The sequence below is a fragment of the Stenotrophomonas sp. YJH_SMC_19 genome, assembly GCF_059367915.1.
Window position 1 is genome coordinate 1 of sequence record NZ_JCAFRI010000038.1, and the last position, 20,820, is coordinate 20,820.

Annotated in this window: 18 protein-coding genes and 1 pseudogene; 15 read left to right on the top strand and 4 right to left on the bottom strand. The window is 66.4% G+C overall.

Going from position 1 to position 20,820, the window contains the following annotated elements:
* A partial coding sequence (locus tag AC5P5R_RS21760) for an RHS repeat domain-containing protein (protein WP_495226443.1) occupies positions 1-2,730 on the bottom strand: 2,730 nt, incomplete at its 3' end.
* A 356-nt stretch (positions 2,731-3,086) separates the two neighbouring features.
* On the opposite strand from AC5P5R_RS21760, the gene AC5P5R_RS21765 reads away from it, so the two are divergent.
* On the top strand, positions 3,087-3,908 hold the full coding sequence (locus AC5P5R_RS21765) for an alpha/beta fold hydrolase (RefSeq protein WP_100438587.1): 822 nt from the start codon (positions 3,087-3,089) through the stop codon (positions 3,906-3,908).
* A gap of 35 nt (positions 3,909-3,943) precedes the next feature.
* Here the strand turns inward: AC5P5R_RS21765 and AC5P5R_RS21770 are convergent, their stop codons facing one another.
* The gene (locus AC5P5R_RS21770) at positions 3,944-4,738 is read right to left on the bottom strand and encodes an AraC family transcriptional regulator (RefSeq protein ID WP_012480491.1); all 795 of its coding nucleotides are present in this window, start codon (positions 4,736-4,738) and stop codon (positions 3,944-3,946) included.
* A gap of 166 nt (positions 4,739-4,904) precedes the next feature.
* On the opposite strand from AC5P5R_RS21770, the gene AC5P5R_RS21775 reads away from it, so the two are divergent.
* From AC5P5R_RS21775 to AC5P5R_RS21820, 10 genes and pseudogenes are all read left to right on the top strand, one after another.
* On the top strand, positions 4,905-6,779 hold the full coding sequence (locus tag AC5P5R_RS21775) for an FUSC family protein (RefSeq protein ID WP_100438588.1): 1,875 nt from the start codon (positions 4,905-4,907) through the stop codon (positions 6,777-6,779).
* A gap of 4 nt (positions 6,780-6,783) precedes the next feature.
* A complete protein-coding gene (locus tag AC5P5R_RS21780; RefSeq protein ID WP_049471367.1) occupies positions 6,784-6,993 on the top strand; it encodes a DUF1656 domain-containing protein in 210 nt (69 codons plus the stop codon).
* A gap of 1 nt (position 6,994) precedes the next feature.
* Positions 6,995-7,879, top strand: coding sequence for an HlyD family secretion protein (locus tag AC5P5R_RS21785; RefSeq protein WP_164281592.1), 885 nt, complete (start codon positions 6,995-6,997; stop codon positions 7,877-7,879).
* Positions 7,876-9,312: an efflux transporter outer membrane subunit gene (locus AC5P5R_RS21790; protein WP_100438589.1), complete on the top strand. Its 1,437-nt coding sequence runs from the start codon at positions 7,876-7,878 to the stop codon at positions 9,310-9,312. Before AC5P5R_RS21785 ends, AC5P5R_RS21790 begins: the two co-directional genes overlap by 4 nt.
* 134 nt (positions 9,313-9,446) lie before the next feature.
* Positions 9,447-9,794, top strand: a complete 348-nt coding sequence (locus tag AC5P5R_RS21795; protein ID WP_005409930.1) for an RcnB family protein — start codon at positions 9,447-9,449, stop codon at positions 9,792-9,794.
* Between the two features lie 71 nt (positions 9,795-9,865).
* On the top strand, positions 9,866-10,396 hold the full coding sequence (locus AC5P5R_RS21800; RefSeq protein ID WP_099484246.1) for a Cif family virulence factor: 531 nt from the start codon (positions 9,866-9,868) through the stop codon (positions 10,394-10,396).
* 104 nt (positions 10,397-10,500) lie between these two features.
* Positions 10,501-11,175: a response regulator transcription factor gene (locus AC5P5R_RS21805; protein WP_032962486.1), complete on the top strand. Its 675-nt coding sequence runs from the start codon at positions 10,501-10,503 to the stop codon at positions 11,173-11,175.
* Positions 11,172-12,402, top strand: a pseudogene (locus AC5P5R_RS21810) (sensor histidine kinase). Before AC5P5R_RS21805 ends, AC5P5R_RS21810 begins: the two are co-directional and overlap by 4 nt.
* 59 nt (positions 12,403-12,461) lie before the next feature.
* Positions 12,462-12,848: a diacylglycerol kinase gene (locus tag AC5P5R_RS21815; protein ID WP_005409934.1), complete on the top strand. Its 387-nt coding sequence runs from the start codon at positions 12,462-12,464 to the stop codon at positions 12,846-12,848.
* 73 nt (positions 12,849-12,921) lie between these two features.
* A complete protein-coding gene (locus AC5P5R_RS21820) occupies positions 12,922-14,733 on the top strand; it encodes a phosphoethanolamine transferase (protein WP_100438590.1) in 1,812 nt (603 codons plus the stop codon).
* Here the strand turns inward: AC5P5R_RS21820 and AC5P5R_RS21825 are convergent.
* Complete coding sequence (locus AC5P5R_RS21825) at positions 14,637-15,557, bottom strand: M14 family metallopeptidase (RefSeq protein WP_164281593.1); 921 nt, start codon at positions 15,555-15,557, stop codon at positions 14,637-14,639. The genes AC5P5R_RS21820 and AC5P5R_RS21825 overlap by 97 nt on opposite strands.
* Positions 15,558-15,701: 144 nt before the next feature.
* Here AC5P5R_RS21825 and AC5P5R_RS21830 point away from each other — a divergent pair, with 144 nt between their 5' ends.
* From AC5P5R_RS21830 to AC5P5R_RS21845, 4 genes are read left to right on the top strand one after another with little or no spacing between them, the layout of a single operon-like run.
* Complete coding sequence (locus tag AC5P5R_RS21830; RefSeq protein WP_099498053.1) at positions 15,702-16,355, top strand: DUF3348 family protein; 654 nt, start codon at positions 15,702-15,704, stop codon at positions 16,353-16,355.
* Between the two features lie 10 nt (positions 16,356-16,365).
* Positions 16,366-18,630: a DUF802 domain-containing protein gene (locus AC5P5R_RS21835; protein WP_100438591.1), complete on the top strand. Its 2,265-nt coding sequence runs from the start codon at positions 16,366-16,368 to the stop codon at positions 18,628-18,630.
* Positions 18,627-19,265, top strand: coding sequence for an OmpA family protein (locus AC5P5R_RS21840; RefSeq protein WP_005409939.1), 639 nt, complete (start codon positions 18,627-18,629; stop codon positions 19,263-19,265). Before AC5P5R_RS21835 ends, AC5P5R_RS21840 begins: the two co-directional genes overlap by 4 nt.
* The gene (locus tag AC5P5R_RS21845) at positions 19,189-19,623 is read left to right on the top strand and encodes a DUF2894 domain-containing protein (RefSeq protein WP_329751669.1); all 435 of its coding nucleotides are present in this window, start codon (positions 19,189-19,191) and stop codon (positions 19,621-19,623) included. Before AC5P5R_RS21840 ends, AC5P5R_RS21845 begins: the two co-directional genes overlap by 77 nt.
* 498 nt (positions 19,624-20,121) lie before the next feature.
* Here AC5P5R_RS21845 and AC5P5R_RS21850 read toward each other — a convergent pair whose 3' ends face one another.
* Positions 20,122-20,568: an REP-associated tyrosine transposase gene (locus AC5P5R_RS21850; RefSeq protein ID WP_060381276.1), complete on the bottom strand. Its 447-nt coding sequence runs from the start codon at positions 20,566-20,568 to the stop codon at positions 20,122-20,124.
* Positions 20,569-20,820 lie beyond the last annotated feature (252 nt).

Sequence of the window (20,820 nt, forward strand, 5' to 3'; positions counted from 1 at the left end):
GCGGATCTCCGCCGCCACGCCGCCGACATCCTGCAGGGTCTGCGCCAGTCGGTTGAGCGGATCGTACTGCTGGCTGGTCACGCGCTGCAGGGCGTCGGTCACGGTCTGCGGGTTGCCGTTGGCATCGTAGGCAAAGCCGGTAGCGTGATTGCCTGCGTCCTTCAGTGCGGTCAGCTGGCCGAGCGTGTTGAACGTCCGCGCCAAGGTGCGACGTAGCGTGCCGCCTGCATCGAGCGTGTCTTCCTTGAGGCGATTGCCGGCGTTGTCCAGCATGTAGTGAATCGTGTTGCCCGCGTTGTCCTCGATGTCGGTCAAGCGCAGCGCAGCATCGTAGAAGTAGGACACGCTGCTGCCATTCGGCTCGGTGATTTTCTGCACCTGGCCGGTTGGCCAGTAGCTCAGCTGGGTGACCCGATCCTCGGCCGTGGTCGCGCCGCGCACGGTGATGGAGGTCGGCCAGCCGCGGGGATGGTAGGTGTAATCAGTCACCACGCCGTTGGCGTCCTTGACCGACAACGGCCGCCCGAACGCGTCGTAAGCCAGAGTCTCGGCCGTCTGGCCCAGCGCATTGGTCACGCTGCGCAGGTCGCCCTTGCGATAGCTGCAGGCACCTCCGGTCGCGCACCCTGCATCATCCGCCGAGTAATAGGCATAGGTAACGGCATCGGCCACATCCGTGCGCGGGCCATCCACACTCTTCAGCAGCCCCTCCACCGGGCAGCTGCCTGCCACTGCCACATCAGCGGCTTCGCAGTACGTATAGCTGGTGATGCGCGTCTGACCGGACGCGATGTCGGTCACCGTGTTGGTTGTCGGCTGGCGTCGGCCATTGAAGGACGTTCGGGTTTTACGATTGCCGATCCGGGTGGTCAGTACCGCATTGGTTTCAACGTCGCGCGCCGTGGTCACCACACGCTGCTCGGGCAAGCCGACCGCTTCGGTCACGGTATGGATGCTGACGGCACGGCCGCTCACCGCATCAGTACCCTGCGCATAGGTGTGCTTGGTCTGGATACCGCGACGATCAGTGTAGGTATCCAGGCGCCGACGGAAGTCGACACTCTGGTCGTAGTAGGTCCGGCTGACGGTTCCCTGCGAATCACTCAGGCCGGTCACCTTGCGCGACGGAGCGGTGTCGCCCCCGGGTGTCAGGGTGTAGTCGGTCTGCCGCCCCAGCGCGTCGGTCACCAACGCACCACCATTGGGGCTGTAGGCCAGTGTCACGCCATCGGCACCGCCGGCATGTTGACTGGAGATCACACGACCGATGGAATCGTAGGTAAAGGTGCTGTAGCGGCGACCGTCCTCAGCGGTGATGCCGGTCAGGTGCTGGGGGAAGTCCTGGTTCTCGTAGTGATATGTCCGCACACCACCACCCGCATAGGTCACCGTGGCGACCTGGTTCTGCGGCGTGTAGGTATAGGTGGCGAGCGCAACGCCTTCGACCAGCACCGAACTGATCAACGCCTCATAGTCGTTGGACTGGTAAACGAACTCCAGTGTGCGGCCACTGCTGTGGGTGACCGCCGCAAGGCGGTCGCTGTCGTCGTAGATGTAGGCCAGCGACGTGCCATCCGGGAAGCGCTTGGCGGCAAGACGCCCGTCCGCGCCGAAGGTAGAGATGGAATCCGCCGAGTACAGTGTCCAGTTGCCGTTCTGGACCAGACGGTCACCACTGTCGTCGTCCGCCTCATAGGCTTGGCCGATCTTCTTGAATGCACGCTGGAAACCGGTGCTTTCAATGATGCCCACACTGTCAACGCCATCCAGTGCCAGGTGGGCGCCCAGCGAATGGGTCCAGCCATAGCCGAAGCCACCGGATGAGGTGGAGATGCCGGAGTGATAGAAGCGCGTCAGCGCGATCCAGCCCAGATCAAAGTCCTGCGCGATCTCATACTTCTCGCCCGTTTTAGCATCACATGGGTTGCCGACATTGCCGTCGCAGGTACCGCCGTTGGAGGCCGGGTCCTTGTCGGGAATCGGACTCATGTTCGCCGCTGTATCGTTGCGGGGCATGGGGCAGCTACCGTTGCCGCCGTCCTTGTCGCACTTCTGCGACTTCGAGGTGATGGTCGCAACGAATTCCTCGTTGACGCAGGCGTTGTGCTTGTTGGACCACTGCGTGAAGGGGATCGGGCAGTTCAAGCGTCGCATGCGAGCAAGCCCTGTCGTTCCTGCGTCGAAGGGCACGCACGGAGACTCCGCCGAATTGCTGCCCAGCATGCCGGTGACCCGGTACTCCCTGACCTCCGAAATTCCGTCCATCCCTGGAGCAGTTGGGCCCCATTCTCCTTCCGGCACAGCAGTTTCCCCAGGACACTGGGGATTGATGTCCTGCAAGTCTGCAATGAGCGCTTCCAGCACTTCCTCTTCGGACAGGAAGCCACCATCACCCGCGCCGTAGTAGGTCCAGTCAGGGTCGGATGGCTGCGTCTTTCCCATCCAGTAGGTAATCGACGTGTTTCCGTTCAAGTCCACGACTTTCGACTTGATCTTGTCGACGTACTGCCAGCCGAACTGGAACTCCGGCGGGAAGGGGCTGGGCGCCGGCAGGTTCTTGATGGCGGCCACCGCCGCCTGCTGGGTCTTGTACTGGGTCGCATCGCCACCGGGCTGCGAAATACGCCAGGTGATCTTGCTTTCCTGCGCCTGTACAACAGCCGGCGCAATGCAGCCAACGGCAACGATCGCCAGCACGGCACACAAAATGGTCTTCAGTCGTTCCAACATCCCTGTTCTCCTTCCTGGACGAACACAGCGCCGGCGGGAACGAGAACGCGGAGCTGTGCCCCGCGTCATGCTTCGGATCGTCCCTGGTCCGGAATGCGGCAGTGCCAAATGCCGCCTTTATCGTTGAGGACGCTTGCATGTTCAAGTGTGGAGCCGCGTAACCGATCACAGATTCAAGCATCCAACGCCATTCAGCGGTCTACGCCCCGTCCCCATGACTTCCTGCACAGGGAGTCGGTGTTATACATCACTACATTACCAACACGACCTGTCGCGAGGTCGGCAGGCTGTGGCACTCCGCTGCAGACCTGACCCATCGGAAGGGCTGGCACGCGTCACGGCCCAGGGGAATGGCAATGAAGATCAGCCGAGTGACGTTGTGGGTGCTGGCCGCCGTGATGGCCGCTGCAGGCGCCGCGCACGCAGGGGAAATCGAAGTGGATCGAGGCGCTTACACACTGCAGGCCGAAGAGATGGGGGCCGGCCCGATCACCGTGGTCTTTGAATCCGGTTTCGGGCAGGGCGCGGGGGCCTGGAAGGAGGTGGTTGCCGGTCTGGGGCGCGACTACCACAGCATCACCTACGCCCGTGCGGGACTCGGCAAGTCCGGCAGCGACGGTCACCCCAAGCGCATCGATGCGCATCTGGCCGACCTCACGGCCGTGATCGATACGCTCGCCCCCGGTCGCCGCGTTGTGCTGGTGGGTCACTCCTATGGCGGCCTGCTGGCCACGGAGTTTGCACGCCGCCATCCGGAGCGCCTGCAGGGCCTGGTGCTGGTGGACCCGGCCACGATGGGTCAGCGCCATGCGTTCAAGCAGGCCGACAGTGCCCGCGTGCAGGCAGATGATGCCCAGCTGCGGGCGATGCTGCCGCCAGCCATGGCCGCCGACTACGCCGTGCTGACCGAACAGCTGGATGCACCCGGTGCGGAAACCCCGCGCACGATGCCGGACGTGCCGGTAGCGCTGCTGACTGCAACCCAGCTGGCTGCCGAACCGCTGTTCTTCGAGGAAACCGCAGCGGGCAAGGCGCTCTGGAAAGCACAGCACGCCCTGCTCTTCTCGGGATTCACGCGCGGCTCGCACCGCTACCTGGCAACCGGCCACACCCTCCAGCGCGAGGAACCCGCTGCGGTGGTGGCAGCGATTCAATCGGTCTCCGGCACCTCGAAGTAGCTGTTCCAGGCAGGGGCTTCCCGGGCTGTCCCCGGCTACTGCCCACGCAGGCGCACCGCAAAGTACCGCGCCGGGGAAAGGCCAAGCGCTTTCTTGAACATCGTGATGAAGGCCGTCACCGACTCATAGCCCAGCGTCTCGGAAACGCGTTGTACGGGTGCACCGGCGGCGAGTTCCCGAATGGCGATGAGCAGGTGCAGTTGCTGCCGCCAGCGCCCGAAGGACAGTCCCGTTTCCCGTTCGATGAGGCGGGTCAACGTGCGCTCGCCCAGGGCCAGGCGCACGGCCCACTGGCCGATGGTGCTGCGGTCTGCCGGATCCGCCGACAGCGCCGCAGCCAGCGCACGCACCTTCGGGTGATGGCTGACCGGCAGCGACAGATGCTCAGCCGGCGTCTGCACCAGTTCGTCCAGCAGCACCCGCGCCAGCCGGTCGGTGTGGCTGCCATGCGGATAGTCCAGCGGCGCGTCGGCCAGGTGCAGGATCATCTCGCGCAGCATCGGCGAGATGGCCAGCGTCACGCACTGCGCCGGCAGGTCGACGATGCCGGGCTCGACGAACAGGTAGCACAGGCGCGCGTTGGCGGTGGCGCGGTTGCTGTGCGGCATGCCGCCCGGAATCCAGACGCCACACTGGGGCGGCACGATCCACAGCGCATTGGCCACTTCGCAGGTCACCGCCCCATGCAGCGCGAGAATGAGCTGACCCTTTCGATGCTCATGCACCGGAATTTCCGCGTCGTGCTCGGCCACCTGCAGGCGGCTGGCAACCGCCGGGCGATCGGTCTCGTCCGGGTCCAGGTCAAAGCCGGGGAGCGAAATGCGAGCCATTCTCACATTGACCGGTTTTAGCGATTGGTTGTCATTGTAGCGAAATTCGCCAGTGCGGCCGATCACTAGCATGAGCCGCATGCACTCCTCCAGCCCGCTCCGCCCCCACCTGCTCCAGGCATTTGCGCGGTTTAAAAGCCCTGCCCTCAGGACCGACCAGGAGGCGGTGCTGTTCTCGCTCAAATGCCTGCTCGCCGCGTCGCTGGGGCTCTATGTCTCTCTAAGGGTCGGCCTGAACCGCCCGTTCTGGGTGATCGGCACGGTCTATCTGGTATCACAGCCTCTTTCCGGGGCAACGCTCAGCCGCGGCCTGTTCCGCCTGCTCGGTACCGTGGGCGGGGCCGTCGCCACCGTCGCGCTGGTGCCACGCTTCGCCAATGCGCCCTTGGTGCTGAGCGCCGCGCTCGCCACCTGGATGGCGCTGTGCCTGTACCTGGCGATGCTCGACCGCACGCCACGTGCGTACGCGTTCCTGCTGGCCGGCTATACCACCAGCCTGATCGGGTTTCCTGCGGTGATGGTGCCGGGAGAGGTGTTCACCATTGCCATCACGCGGGTGCAGGAAATCGCCATCGGCATCCTGGCCGCCACGCTGGTACATGGGTTGGTGCTGCCGCGCCGGGTTTCGATGCGCGTGCACGCACGGGTTGCTGCCGTGCTGGAAGATGCGGAACGATGGACACGCGACATGCGCGCCAGTGCATCGGACACGGTGCTGGCGACGGACCGCTCGAAAGTGGCCGCCGACCTGCTCGAGCTGCATGTGCTGTCGATCCACCTGCCCTTCGACAGCGCCCACGGCGTGGCCCAGGTGCAGATCCTGCGTGCCCTGCATGACCGGATGCTGGACGTACTGATGCTGTCCAGCGCGGTGGAAGATTCCATCGCTCGGCTGCGTTCACCGCAGGCCGGCACAATGGATGCAAGCGGCTGGCGCGATCTGCTGCAGGCCAGCCTCGCCGCGCAACAGGCCGAGCTCGACCTCGCCCACGCCGACTGCCGCGTGCTGCAGACACAACTGCACACTGCCCGCCCCGACTGGCGCCTGCATGTGCCTGACCGTCTTGCGCGGAATGTGCAGGGCGCAGTGATTCACCGGGATCACAGGAACGCCGCGCGCAGCGCACTGGGGGCGTTCGTCGGCATCCTGCTGAGCTGCGTGCTGTGGATCATCACGGGCTGGTCGGACGGCGCCACGGCGGTGTCCATCATCGGCACAGCGTGCGTGCTGTTCGGCACGATCGAAGCGCCGGCACCGCATGTCATGCGCTACCTGGTGGGATCTTGCATCGGCGTTGCCGTCGGCCTGCTCTACGGTCTGCTGATCTTCCCCGCGCTGTCCGATTTCGTCGGCCTGATGGCCGCGCTGGCGCCTGCGCTGCTGCTATGCGGATCGTTCCTGGCCCGGCCGCCCTTCATCATGGCTGCGCTGGGCGTGGTGCTGACGTTTCCGCTCATCGCCGGCCTGGGCGCGACCAATTCGACCAACATCGCCGGCGCGCTCAACAACAGCGTTGCGTTGTTCATCGGTACGACGGTGGCACTGTGCAGCATGCAGCTGTTCCAGACCGCCGATGCGGGCCGCAACCGCGCACGGCTGGAGCGTTCGATCCGTCGGGATATCGCACGACATGCCGCCGAACAAGGTGGCGTGACCCGCGCCTGGCTCAGCCGCATGCTGGATCGAATCGGGCTGCTCGCTCCCAGGTTGCAGGGCCGTTCCAGTGCCGCACACGATCTGCGGGAATTGTTTGCGGACGTTCGTGCGGCACGTGCATCCAGCCAACTCCGCGCGCTGGAAAGGCGGCTGCACAACCCGCAGGTTCGGGCGCTTCATGCGGCGCTGGTCGAACGCATCGCCGCACATTTCAGGATCCGCGGCCATGCGCCACGCAGTGTCGATGCCCATCTTCTGGAACTGCTCGACCGCATGCGCGAGGCCGCAGTGGCCAGCAGCGGGGGTGATCGTGAGCATCTGTCGCACCTGCTCTGCGGATTGCGCCGCGACCTGCTGGCGCCTGCTCTCACTCATCGGCACTGACCTCATGCTTTCTGATCTTTCCATTGATGGCGTGCTGATCCCCGGCCTGCTCGCCGTGGCCGCCGCCGCGCTGGCGCTGTCGATGCTGACCTCGCGCCTGCTCGCCAGCCTCGGCCTGTACCGGCTGTTCGCCGCGCGGCCCTTGGTGGGCCTGTCCCTGTTCGTGATCCTGGCGGAGCTGATGATCCGGCTCTCGCCCCTGCTCGAGAAATGAAATGAAACACCTGCTTGCCGTCATCGGGCGCTGGAGCGCTACGCTGGTTGTATTCGCGATTGCTGTCGTCGCCGCACTGTCCATCTGGAAGCGTTACGAAATGCGCCCGTGGACGCGGGATGGGCGGGTGCGCGCCGATGTGGTGCGCGTTGCATCGGACATGGGGGGGCTGGTCACCCAGGTGCTGGTGCACGACAACCAGCGGGTCAGCGCCGGACAGCTGCTTCTGGTGCTGGATCAACCGCGCTTCGCTTCCGCGCTTGAGAAGGCCGATGCAGCGGTCAGCAGCGCTCGCGCCACGCTGGCGCTGGCCCGCCGCGAATCGACACGGGACAACGCACTTGGCAACCTGGTCGCCTCGGAGACACGCGAACGCAATGCCGCCAAGGTCGATACCGAGTTGGCAGCGCTGGCGCAGGCACGGGCCGAACAGCGCGTCGCCCAGCTCAACGTGCAACGCACCGAGGTGCGCGCAACCACCGACGGCATCGTCACCAACCTGGACCTGCACGCGGGCGACTACCTGCAACCCGGTGCGCAGGCACTGGCGCTGATCGACACCCACAGCCTGCGTATCGAAGGCTACTTCGAGGAAACCAAACTGACCTGCATCACCGAGGGCGATGCCGCCGTGGCCCGGCTGATGGGCGACACCCGCGATGTCCGCGGACACGTTGACAGCATCGCCGCCGGCATTGCCGACGATCAGCGCTCAAGCACGCACAACCTGCTGCCGGCCGTGGCGCCGACCTATACCTGGGTGAGGCTGGCACAGCGCATCCCGGTACGCATCCGTATCGATGATGCGTCGCCGGATACCCGGCTGATCGTAGGTCGCACTGCGAGTGTGACCATCACCCCCTCGGCGCAGGGAGCCTGCAAGTGAGCGTGCGGACAGTACGTGGCGGGCTGCTTGCCCTGCTGCTGCCGATGACGGCCTGCGTGTCCGGCCCCGACTATCACCTGCCGGCGAGCGCTGTCGCAGCCTCCCCACGGGCGGCGCGGGCGTTCGTCTCGGGCCAGGAGGCATCGTTCAGCCACGACGCGCCACCGGATCGATGGTGGCAACTGTATGGCGACCCCCAGCTTGACGCCTACGTACGCGAAGCACTGGCGGCCAATACCGACCTGCGCGCCGCCGATGCCAACCTTCGGCGCGCCAGCGCGACCGTGCTGGAGTACCGCGCGCGCGGTGCCGTACAAGGGGACGTGGATGCATCGGGCACGCTCACCCATGCCGGTGGCTACACCCAGGCGTCGGCCGCACCGCAATCCTATGCGCTGGGCCTCCACCTCTCCTATCCGCTGGATCTCGCAGGCGGCATCCGCCGCGGCATCGAAGCCGCCAACGCGGACACGGAGGCTGTCGCTGCGGCACGCGACCAGGTCCGCGTGGTCGTCGCTGCGGCCGTCACCCGTGCCTATCTCCAGGTGTGCACAAGCAATCACACGCTCACTGCAACCCGGCAGGTGCTGGCGATACAGCGCGCTACGCTGGAGGCAACCCGACGCCTTGCTGCCGGCGGGCGCGGAACGGACTTCGATGTCAGCCGTGCCGGTGCAGCCGTCAATCGCAGCGCGGCGGCGATACCGCACCTGCTGGCGGAACGGCAGGCCTCACTGTTCGAACTGGCCGCACTGATGGGCAAAGTCCCGGCAGACTATCCCAGGGAGGCCGAAGCATGCCCGCAGCCCCCTGAGCTGGAGCAGGCGCTACCGGTCGGTGACGGCTGGCAACTGCTCCAGCGGCGCCCTGACATACGCGCAGCCGAACGCAGGCTGGCCGCCGCAACTGCAATGATCGGCGCTGAGACGGCGGGTCTCTATCCGCAGATCACCCTGGGCGCCTCTTCGGGCGTGGCCGGCACACCGGCGCATCTGCTGTCGGCTGACGGCTTCGGTGCGAGCATCGGCCCCGTGCTGTCATGGCACTGGCCCAACCGCCGCGCGGCCAAGGCCCGCATCGCAGCGGCCGGTGCCAATGCAGATTCAGTTCTCGCGTCCTTTGACGGCATCGTGCTGCAGGCATTGCGCCAGACCGAGACCGCGCTTTCTGTCTGCACACAGGAGCTCGAACGCGAGCACAGCCTGGCGCAGGCGCGGATGGACGCAGCGCGGGCCGCCGGGCAGGCACAGCAACTCTACCGTTTCGGCAGGATCGATTTTCTCGACGTGCTTTCGGCCCAGGCCGCGCTGGCAGATGCGGAGTCCGCATTGGCTGCATCGCGCGCGGAGCGCATTGACCGGCAAATGGATCTTTTTCTGTCGTTGGGCGGAGGCTGGGCCGCAACGGACTCGGCCCCGGGCGCGGTCCAATGATCCGCTGCCTGGCGGCGACTGCAGGCCGCGCCGTCTGTTCAGAAAAGCACCGCCTACACCCGCATTCATTCACATGGATTGCCCTATATTCCCGCCACAGCGCCGCATGCTGCGGCCATGACGGAGGCATCCCCATGAAGACCACACGTTTGCTTGCCATCGCATTGAGCGCAGCCACCGCGTTGGCCGCGGCCCCCGCCTTCGCCGATCCGCCGCACCACGCCCGAGGCAACGGCCCGCCGCCGCACGCAGGCGGCCCGCACCACCGCGATGCGCCGCCGCCGGGCTGGCAGAAGAAGGCCTGGCGACGTGGCGAGCGCCTGCCGTGGGCCGAAGTGGACCGCCGCTACTGGGTAGACGATTACGCGCGCTATGACCTGCGCGAGCCGGGCCGCGACCGACGCTGGGTGCGCCAGTCCGATAACGAGTACCTGCTGGTGGAGATCGCCACCGGCTTGATTGTTGACGCGCTGCATCGTTGAATGCGGAGCGCGCCGGGGCCCTGTAGCCGTGGCCCTGGCGCGCTCCCACCACACTGCGGCCGAAATGAATGATGCGAACCACCGGATTCCAGAGCGCGTTTCTCATTGTTGGCCTCATCGCAGGCCAGCCGGCCCACGCAAGCCAGCAGCCATCAGCGGCGGATGTAAAAGCGATCGAACAGGTGGTCGAATCGTTCCGCACCTCGCTGATCAACAAGGACAAGCCGACCTACATGGGCCTGTTCTTCTCCGACAAACCGGAAGACATCGGCTGGCAGTTCGTTTCCGAGGATGTGCGCCTGCAGGACATCCGCAAGGCCAAGCCCGATGCAATCAAGGCACGGCAGATTCCCGCCAACAACTTCATCGCGCTGATCGACGGGGTGGTCGCCTCGCCGAAGCCGAAGGAGGAGACATTCTCCAACACGAAGATCGAGACGGATGGCGATGTGGCTTCGGTGTCGTTTGACTACAGCTTCCACGACGATGGGGTGAAGACCAACTGGGGCAAGGAGATGTGGCAGTTGATCCGCACCGAACAAGGCTGGAAGATCTTCTCGGTGATCTACTCGGTCCGCGATTCACGCAGCCCGGCCGATTGAACGTCGCTTGACGGGGCCGAACCCAGGCCGCGATCCATTCAGCAAGGGCATTGGCATTCGGCCAGCGATCGGGCAGAGTTCGGCCACGCGCAAGGACGCATGCCATGACCCGCCTGCTGATCATCGAAGACAACCCCGAGCTGGTTGCCAACCTGTATGCCTTCTTTGAACCGCTGGGTTACGTACTGGACGACGCCCGCGACGGCGCCAGCGGCCTGCGCCGGGCCACGCAGCACGACTACGACGCCATCCTGCTGGACCTGATGCTGCCGCGCCTGGATGGCATGACGCTGTGCCAGAAGCTGCGCCAGGAGTTCCAGAACCCGGTGCCGATCCTGATGCTGACCGCGCGCGATCCGGTCGAAGACCGCGTGCAGGGCCTGGCCTTGGGCGCGGATGACTACCTGGTCAAACCGTTCTCGCTGACGGAACTGGATGCGCGGATCAAGGCCCTGGTACGACGGGCGCAGGGTCGCCAGGTCCAGAGCGTGCTGGCGTGGAAGGACCTGCAGGTGGACACGCGCTCGCCACAAGCCTGGCGGCAAGGCCGCTGCATTGCGCTGACGCCCACGTCGCACAAGCTGCTGATGTGCCTGGTGCGTGCGGCGCCGGCCGTGGTGCGCAAGCAGGAGATGGAATACCTGGTCTGGGGCGACGAGCCACCGGACAGCGGCGCGCTGCGAACCCACATCCATGAGCTGCGCCTGCAGGTGGACCGCAGCTTCGACACCGCGCTGATCACCACGGTGCACAGCGTCGGCTGGCGCATGCAGGCGTGACCCGTGCCTCCCTCTACCGCCGCCTGAGCCTGCGCACCCGCATCACGATCTCGTTCGTGCTGTTGATGGCCGGTGCCATGGGCTTCATCGTACTGGCCGAACAGGTGGACTACGACCAGGTCCGGGCCGCTGTCGTCGTGCGGACCCAGGACAATGAAGTACGCCGCCTGCAGGACGAACTCGCCCGTGGTCGGCGTCCCGACCTGCCCTCTGGCAGCGCACTGTTCGATGCCCAGGACGTGCCTGTCGTGCTGCGCCTATGGCCCGGGATATCACGGCGAAGCAGCACCCAACGAGTGGCACCTGCGCGTGTTCGACAGTGCCGGCCAACGTTACTACCTGCTGCAGGACGCAGCGCCCTATGGCTATCTGGAATACCTGATCAATGCCTTTGCGGCACTGGTCATTTCGATCTGCGTGCTTGGCGCCTTCCTGATCGGTCGCAAGGTAGCGACCCACGTCATCGCGCCCATCACACGATTGGCCGATGCGGTGCAGGACGGCCACAAGCCCTTTCCCTACCAGGACGCACGCGATGAGATCGGCGTGCTCGCGCGCGCCTTTGCCCGCCATAGTGACGAGCTCGAACGGTTCCTGCATCGCGAACAGTGCTTCAGCGGCGATGCCAGCCACGAGCTGCGCACGCCCTTGGCCATCATCGGTGGTGCTGCCGAGACGCTGGCCTGCCAGCTTCCGGCCGACAGCCACCTGGTTCCCAGTGCCGAGCGCATCCTGCGCACCACCCAGGAGATGCAGCGCCAGCTGACCTGCCTGCTGCTGCTCTCTCGCGCCCCCAGCACCGTGCCACGCAACGAGGTGGCCCTGCGTGCGCTGATTGAATGCTGCATGGATCGCTGCCAGCCCTGGCTTTCCGGCAAGCCGGTGATCGTTGCGTTTGATGCCCTGCATGACACCGTGCTGCACACCAACGCGGATCTTGCGCGCAGCGTGATTTGGAACCTTCTGCGCAACGCCTGCCAGTACACCGAAAGCGGCGAAGTTCGGATCACCCTCCACGACGCCGCACTCATCGTCGCCGACACGGGGCCCGGCCTGCCCTCCAGTATCGATCCACAGCTGTTCCAGCGCTTCGTACCCGCTAGCGTGCACAGCGGCGAGGGGCTGGGGTTGTCGATCGCGCAGCGCATCGTCGAGCACCTGGGTTGGAGGATGACGGTGCATTCATCGCAGCAGGGATGCCGGTTCAGCCTGGAGTGGCCCCTCTGACGATTTCCTGACGCACGCGTGCACATGCTGGGGATTGCTCACTTCACGGCGGAAACCGCATGCAGCACCCCAAGGACAGCGGCAAGTACCCGCACGGGAAGACCGGCCTGAGCCGCATCTTCCACACCCTCATCCATTCGCGTGATGGCTTCGTCGCCACCTTCCGCGGCGAGGCTGCCTTTCGCCAGCTGCTGCTTCTGCACGCGCTGTTGATCATTGCAGCGTTCGTACTGGACATCAGCGCGGTCGAGCGCGCGATAGTGCTGGCGGTCTGCTTCATCAGCCTGCTGGTGGAACTGCTCAACTCGGCGATCGAAGCGGTGGTTGATCGCATCTCCCTTGAACAGCATCCGCTGTCAAAGAACGCCAAGGATATGGGCAGCGCCGCGCAGACCACCGCACTGTTGATGGTGGGTGCGGTGTGGGGTGTGATCCTGCTGGGCTAGTCCGCCCAACCTGACAACTTCCTGATAAAGCGGTTTCGATACTGCGCGCACTCCCGCTCCACGGAACCTGCTCGTGTGTCAATGCCGCCGTTTTCCACGGCCCCATCCGATCGTTCTGGTCTGGGCCGTCGCACTGTTCTTCACCACGATTGGAAACATCGCCCTCTGGAAGACGCTGTGGGGGCTGGCCGACCTCAACAGCGTGCGCAGCGTGCTGTTCCTGGCCAGCCTGCCGGTGGTGCTGTTCTGCCTGTTCAACCTGTTGCTGACGCCACTGCTGGCACTGCCGTTCCTGCGCAGGCCGCTGCTGGTGCTGCTCGTTGTCGTCAGCGCCGCCTGCAGCTACTTCATGCTGCACTACAACGTGCTGATCGATCGCAGCATGGTGCAGAACGTGTTCGAGACCAACCAGGCCGAACTGAACGCCTATCTGTCGCTGCCACTACTGTTGACCCTGCTGGCGCTGGGCGTGCTGCCTGCTGCCGGGCTCGCCCTGGTGCGCACCACCAGCGGGGCCGGTTCGATACGTTCGCTGCTGGTGTGGCCGGCCAGCGCTCTGGCGTCATTGCTGGTACTGCTGGCAATCGGCTTCGCGTTCTACAAGGACTACTCCTCGCTGCTGCGCAACAACCGCTATCTCCGTGACCAGATGCTGCCGTTGAATGTCGTGCGCCATACCCACGGTTATCTGAAAGGCCTCTACAGCGCCCGCCAGCAACCCTTGCGCCCGATCGGCATGGACGCACGGCGCGTACCGGGCCCGCGTCCGAAGCTTGTGGTCATGGTCGTCGGCGAGACCGCGCGATCACAGAACTTCCAGCTCAACGGCTACCCACGCGCGACCAATCCCCGGCTCTCGCGCAAGGAAGGCGTCATCAGCTTCAGTGATGTTTCCTCATGCGGAACCGCAACGGCGATCTCGGTGCCGTGCATGTTCTCGCAGATGACCCGCCGCCAGTATGACGATGTACGCGCAGCGACCGAGGAGAACGTGCTCGACATCCTGCAGCGCACGGGCATCAGCGTGCTCTGGCGCAACAACAACAACGGTGGCTGCAAAGGCGTGTGCGAACGCGTGCCGACCGAGGACATGCCCGCGCTGAAGGTGGCCGGCCAATGTGTCAATGCCGACGGCACCTGCTATGACGAGGTGCTGCTGCATCAGCTCGGTACACGCATTGACGCCATGAACGGTGACGCCCTGGTCGTGCTGCACCAGCTTGGCAGCCACGGCCCGACCTACTTCGAACGCTACCCGGCACAGTCGCGGGCATTCAGTCCGACCTGCGACAGCAACCAGATCCAGCAGTGCAGCAACGAGGCGCTGGTCAACACCTATGACAACACCCTGGTCCACACCGACCGCATGCTTGGCAGGACCATCGACCTGCTGCAGGGCTATTCGGACCAGCGTGATGTCGCGCTGATCTATGTGTCCGACCATGGCGAGTCGCTCGGCGAACGTGGCATGTACCTTCACGGCACGCCTTACTTCATCGCGCCGCGCGAGCAGACCCAGGTGCCGATGGTGATGTGGTTCTCACCGGAGTTCAGCCGCAACGCGGGCGTGGACCTGGCCTGCCTGCGCGGGAATGCCCTGCACCGGGCGCACAGCCACGACAATGTCTTCCACTCACTGCTGGGCCTGTTCGGGGTCAACAGCACGGTGTACCGGCGCGATCTGGATGTCTTCGCCGGCTGCCGCGCGTCGGCTTCGCCGGCTGTGGCCACCTCGCCAGCCAAAGAACGGCGCCGGTTGATGCCGGTCGCTGCCCGCAACGTGGCGCGTTACTGCGCCGCCAGGGCGAAATCCAGGCCCGCACACACCGCCGCCACCTGGGCGTCGTTGCACTCCTGCGGGTTGGTGCGCGGGCTGTCCGGGTAGACCTCGGTGGTGGTGGCAAAGCGCGCGTCGGTGAAGCCGGCGCAGGCGCCGATCGAGCGCGACTCACCCCACACCACGCCCGGCGACTGCAGCGGCAGGCCGACCAGGTTGCCCTCGGCGTCGGCCGGGGCGATATGGGTGACTGGCGCGACCGCAGCGATCAGGGCCTTCTGGAACTCGGCCTGCGGGTCTTCGCTGTTGCCGATCACGTAGAAGCCGTCCGGAATGGTGTCGCGTTCGAACGGCTTGCCGTCGCGGGCGCAGCGCGCCGGATCGAACTCGTGCAGGTCGCTGTCGGTGGTCTCGTGCAGGTCCAGGTGCACCAGCAGGTTCGGTTTGCGCTCGGCCACCCAGGCCATCAGCGCGGCCGCTTCCTCGATCTGGCCGCCGTCACGGAAGCTGCGGTTGGGGTCGATGGCATCCGGGTTCCAGCGCTGGATGCGCTCGTAGCCCCACGGGCTGACGCACGGTGCCACGATCAGGTTCAGCCGGCCCAGGTAACGCTCAGCCTGCTGTTCCAGGAACTGCAGGGCGCCATGCACGCCGCTGGTCTCGTAGCCATGCACGCCACCAGTGATCAGTGCGGTCGGCAGCGCCGGGTTCCAGTCGTGGTTGACCACGGCGAACAGCGGGTAATGGTCCGGCGCATAGTCCAGCTGGCCGTACTGGATCACATCGAAGCTGTCGTCCAGGCGCTCGAGCGCGGCCACCACGTCATTGTGGTAGCTGCGCTGGCGCTGCTGGCGGGCCCGCCACTGTGCGCGTTCCGCGTCGCCCCAGGGCTGTCCGGGGGTGCCGATCGGGTAGAACTGCGCAACAGTCATTGGGTACTCCAGGGGTCGAACGGATGGGTGCAGCCGGACATTCTAAGCCTTGTCGCGCCTGCGGGCGCCCCCGCCCGGCCCCGCCTTCATCCAGGCCGGGTCATCTGGTTGTAAAATCAACGGTTTTTGGCCCCTCACCCCTTGATGGCGAACGCAGCGCAGCCGGTCCTGGGTGGACCGGAGTTCCTCCGCCTGCTCGCCCGTCTCAGCGACGGCGCGATGCCGGCCAGCAGTCCCGCCCTGACCGATCGCCTCGGCCAGTGGGTGGACTGGAGCCGTGCCGTGGCCCTGTCCGGGGCGCTCGGCGGACGCCTGCCCGAGCCCGGTGAAGCCGCCGAAGCCGTCGAGGATGTGCTGGCCGACTGCGTCCAGGCGCACGCCAGCCTGCTGGCCTCGATCAGTGAGGACGCCGAGGCCGAGCGCCTGCTGGATCTGGCCGAAGCTGCCGCTGCACCCAACTTCGCCTCGCTGCGCCAGCGCTACCGGGTACTGCAGCAGGCCATCCAGACCGCCACCGGGCGCTTGCGCGGCCGCCTGCGCGACCAGCTGGTGCAGGTTTCGCCCGAGCTGGCGCGGCTGGCCGAGGTCGATGCGGTGATGGAACAGACCCTCACCCCGCGCGAGCACAGCCTGCTGGCCACTGCGCCGGCCGTGCTCGGTGCCCGTTTTGAACGCGTGCACGGCCAGCCCGGCTGGCGCGCGGCCTTCCGCCATGACATGCGCACCCTGCTGCTCGCCGAGCTGCAGCTGCGCTTCCACCCGATCGAAGGGCTGCAAGACGCCCTGCGCTCCCACTGACCGGAACACCATGTCCAGAACTGCTTTCCATGTCGTTGTTTTCCTTGTCGGCCTGCTGGCCGTGTGCTGGATCGGCATTGGCTATGTTTCGGTGCATCCGCTGGGTGCAGCGGTGGCGGCGATCATCGCGGCCTGCTACATCGCCGGTGGCGTGGAGCTGTACCGCTACCGCCAGGCCAGCAACGGCCTGCGCAGCGCACTGAACGACCTGTCCAGCGCGAAGGAGAGCCTCGCTCCCTGGCTGGAGCGCGTGCCCGCAGGCCTGCGCAACGCCGTGCGCCTGCGCGTGGAAGGCGAGCGTACCGCCCTGCCCGCTCCGGTGCTGACCCCTTACCTGGTCGGCCTGCTGGTGCTGCTGGGCATGCTCGGCACCCTGCTGGGCATGATGGACACGCTGCGTGGCACCGGACTGGCCCTGCAGAGCGCGACCGACATGGCCGCGATCCGCGGCTCGCTGGCCTCGCCGGTGCAGGGTCTGGCGGTGGCATTCGGCACCTCGATCGCCGGTGTGGCCAGCTCGGCCATGCTCGGTCTGCTGGCCGCGCTGCTGCGTCGTGACCGCCTGCAGGCCGTGCAGCAGCTGGACCGCGCCATCTCCGGCGACCTGCATCCGTACTCGCAGGCCTGGCAGCGCGCCGAGTCGCTGCGCCTGCTGCAGGCACAGTCCGCGGCGCTGCCGGCGCTGGTCGACCGCCTGCAGGAGATGACCAGCACCTTTGAACAGCACAGTGCGGCCGCCAATGAGCGCCTGCTGGCCGGCCAGGCCGAGTTCCTGACCCAGAGCCAGGCGCTGCAGCAACGCCTGGCGGTCTCGCTGCAGCAGTCGCTGCGCGAAGGGGCTGAAGCCAGCGCCGCCGCCATCGGTGGCGCGCTGCAGCCGATGGCCGAGACCACCCTGGCTGGCCTGGCCCATCACGGCGAAGCACTGCATGCCCGCGTCGAGCAGGCCGTGCAGCAGCAGCTGGCCGGCCTGAGCGACGGTTTTGAGCGCAGCCGCGTCGCCACCGAGGCCAGCTGGGCCAAGGTGGTGAGTGAACAGACCCAGGCACAGCAGGCACTGGTGAGCGACCTGCGCCAGCACCTGCAGGCCTTCAGCGATGGCCAGGCCACGCATGCCGAAGCGCTGGTCACACGTATCGGCGAGCGCCTGCAGGCCGATGCACAGGACAATGCGGAGGCCTTGCGTGCTGCCGCCGAACAGCAGCAGGCCCTGAACAGCGCGCTGGTCGAGCGCCAGCAGCAGGCGTTGATCGCCGCCAGCGAGCATCTGGACGCGCGTGCGCAGGCGCTGCTGCAGGCACTGGAGCAGCAGCACAGCGCCAGCCAGTCGCTGCTGCAGGACCACGAACAGCAGCGTTTGCAGGATTGGCAGGCCGCGCAGGCCGCCGCTGCCACCGCGCACGCCGAACTGCAGGCCGGCCTGGACAGCCGCGAGCAGCAACGCCAGGCGCGCTGGGACGCGGTCAGCGCCGAGTTGCAGCAGGCCCACGCCGCCCTGCAGGCGCAGCTGCAGGCCGGCGACGAACAGCGCCTGCAGCGCTGGAGCGATGCTCTGCAGCACGTTTCCACCGAGCTGGCCGAGCGCCTGCAGGCCAATGGCGAACGCCTGGCCGCGCAGCAGCAGCGCGTCTGCGACACGCTGGCGGAGACCGCACAGCAGATCGGCGAGAACGGTCGCGCACAGGCCAGCGCCACGCTGGCCGAAGTGTCCACCCTGCTGCAGACCGCCGCCGCCGCGCCGAAGGCCGCAGCCGACGTCATCAACGAGCTGCGCAGCACGCTGTCCGAGAGCCTGGTGCGTGACAACGCGATGCTGGAAGAACGCGGACGCCTGCTGGCCACCGTGCAGACCCTGCTGGATGCGATCAACCACGCCTCGCACGAACAGCGCACCGCTGTGGACGCACTGGTCGGTGGCTCGGCCGAGTTGCTGGAACGCGTCGGCAACCGCTTCACCGACCATATCGCCGCCGAGACCGGAAAGCTGGACGGTATCGCCGCAGCGCTCCACGGCAGCGCCGGTGAAGTCGGCCAGCTGGCCAGCAGCTTCGGCGAAGCGGTCGCGCAGTTCGGCAGCGCCTCCACCGAGCTGTCCGGCCGCCTGGAACAGATCGGCGGCGCACTGGATGCCTCGCTGGCCCGCAGCGACGAGCAGCTGGCCTACTACGTGGCGCAGGCGCGCGAGGTGGTCGACCTCAGCCTGCTGTCGCAGAAGCAGGTGATGGAAGAACTGCAGCAGCTGGCCACGCGCCGCGGCAAGGCCGGTAGCGCATGAGCGACGAGCTGGAGGTCGATGGCGGTTCGCACGCCCCGATCTGGGCCGCCTTCGGCGACCTGATGTCGGTGCTACTGGGCGCGTTCGTGCTGATACTGGTCGGTGTGGTCGCGGTGCAGCTGGAGCTGTCGCAGCGGCTGGACCAGGAAGTGAAGCAGCGCCAGGCCGAAGCCAAGCGCCTGCAGACCCTCGAACAGGCGCTGGCGGGCCCGTTGGCCGCCGGTCGCGTGACGCTGGTGGATGGCCGCATCGGCATCAGCGGCAGCGTGCTGTTCGCGCTGAACTCCGACCAGCTGCAGCCGGAAGGCCAGGAGCTGCTGCGCAGCCTGGCCGCACCGCTGGCCGCCTATCTGGGCAGCCGCGAAGAGATCCTGATGGTCAGCGGCTTCACCGATGACGCACCGGTGCGCGAAGGCAACCGGCGTTTCGCCGACAACTGGGAGCTGTCCGCGCAGCGCTCGCTGACCGTAACCCGCACCCTGATCGCCGATGGCGTACCGGCTGACGCCGTGTTCGCCGCCGCGTTCGGCAGCGAGCAGCCGGTCAGTTCCAATGCCAATGAGGAAGGCCGCGCACGCAACCGCCGCGTGGAGATCGCGCCGATTCCCAAGCCCAAGGCCCCGGATGCCAAGTAAGCTTTCAGCGCTCGAAGGCCTGCGCGCACTGGTGCGCGACCTCGATGCGGGGTCGCGCTCGCTGCCGCATTACCCGCAGGTGCCGATGCTGCAGCAGGTGCAGCGCGAGTGGTCGGAGCTGCGCAGCGAACTGCAGGTGCGCCGCTCACTGCGCACCGAGGCCCCGGCCGACGGCGGCCCGCTGAACTCGGCGGTGCTGGTGCAGCGCATGCTGGACACGATGCAGGCCACCAGTCCCGGCTACCTGCGGCACTTCATCGACTATGTGGATACGTTGTCGTGGCTGCAGGCGCTGCAGGACGGCGCCGCCAGCGGCGCAGATACCGCGAAGCTGAAGCGGACACGCAAGCCGCGCTGAACATTCACTGGTAGTGCCGGCCGCTGGCCGGCATCAAACCGGACCGACCACGGCCGAAGCGCGCGCAAGCGGCGCTGAACAGCGAATGGCCGTGCTGAACATTGACTGGTAGTGCCGGCCGCTGGCCGGCAGTTATGCATCTTCGCGCGTGTCATGGGGTTGCCGGCCAGCGGCCGGCACTACCATCGAGGCTGCTCTGTGCGCCGGAACGCAATCTGCGCTGCGCTTCGCCTTTGCTGTGGTAGTGCCGGCCGCTGGCCGGCATCACAACCAGGCCGACCACGGCCAAGACGCGCGCAAGCGGCGCTGAACAGCGAATGGCTGCGCTGAACATCGACTGGTAGTGCCGACTGCCAGCTGCCGGCCGGCAGCGATGCATCTTCGCGCGGGTCATGGGGTTGCCGGCCAGCGGCCGGCACTACCACCGAGGGTGCTCTGTGCGCCGGAACGCAATCTGCGCTTCGCCTTTGCTGTGGTAGTGCCGGCCGCTGGCCGGCATCACAACCAGACCGACCATGCATACGGATACTCGCCAATCTGCCCAGCAAGACCGGCGCGCACCGGATTCCCCAGGATGTACAGCGCTTGCTGCGCCAGCGACTCCTCCGCCCTCACTGCATGATCAAAGTAGCCAGACTGCCAGACCGTACATCGACGCCCCACCAGGCGATTCAGGGCGAGCGCGCTCGACGATTTCATCCGGCGCGCGATGTCGGGAAGGTGAGCTGCGCGCAGCTCGAACATCCAGTGGACGTGATCCGGCATGACGACCCATGCGTGTGACTGTACGAGCCCGCGCTGTTCCATGTAGTGGAACTGGTCGATTACACATGCTGCTGCAGCTTCGCTTTCAAAGAGCCGGCGGCGCTGGTGTGTCGTGGTTGTCAGAACGTAGGACTGGCCGATGATCGAGTGACGGCCCAGGCGGAGGCGATGGCTGCTCATGCGCCATGGTGGGTCGATCATGGGGTATTGGCTGTCAGGCCATGCCTCGATGGGTGTTGGGAGATGTCTGAAGTTGAATGAGGTTGCCGGCCAGCGGCCGGCACTACCGGGACTATGGATTGCCGGCCAGCGGCCGGCACTACCGGGGCTATGGATTGCCGGCCAGCGGCCGGCACTACCGGGGCTATGGATTGCCGGCCAGCGGCCGGCACTACCGGGGCTATGGATTGCCGGCCAGCGGCCGGCACTACC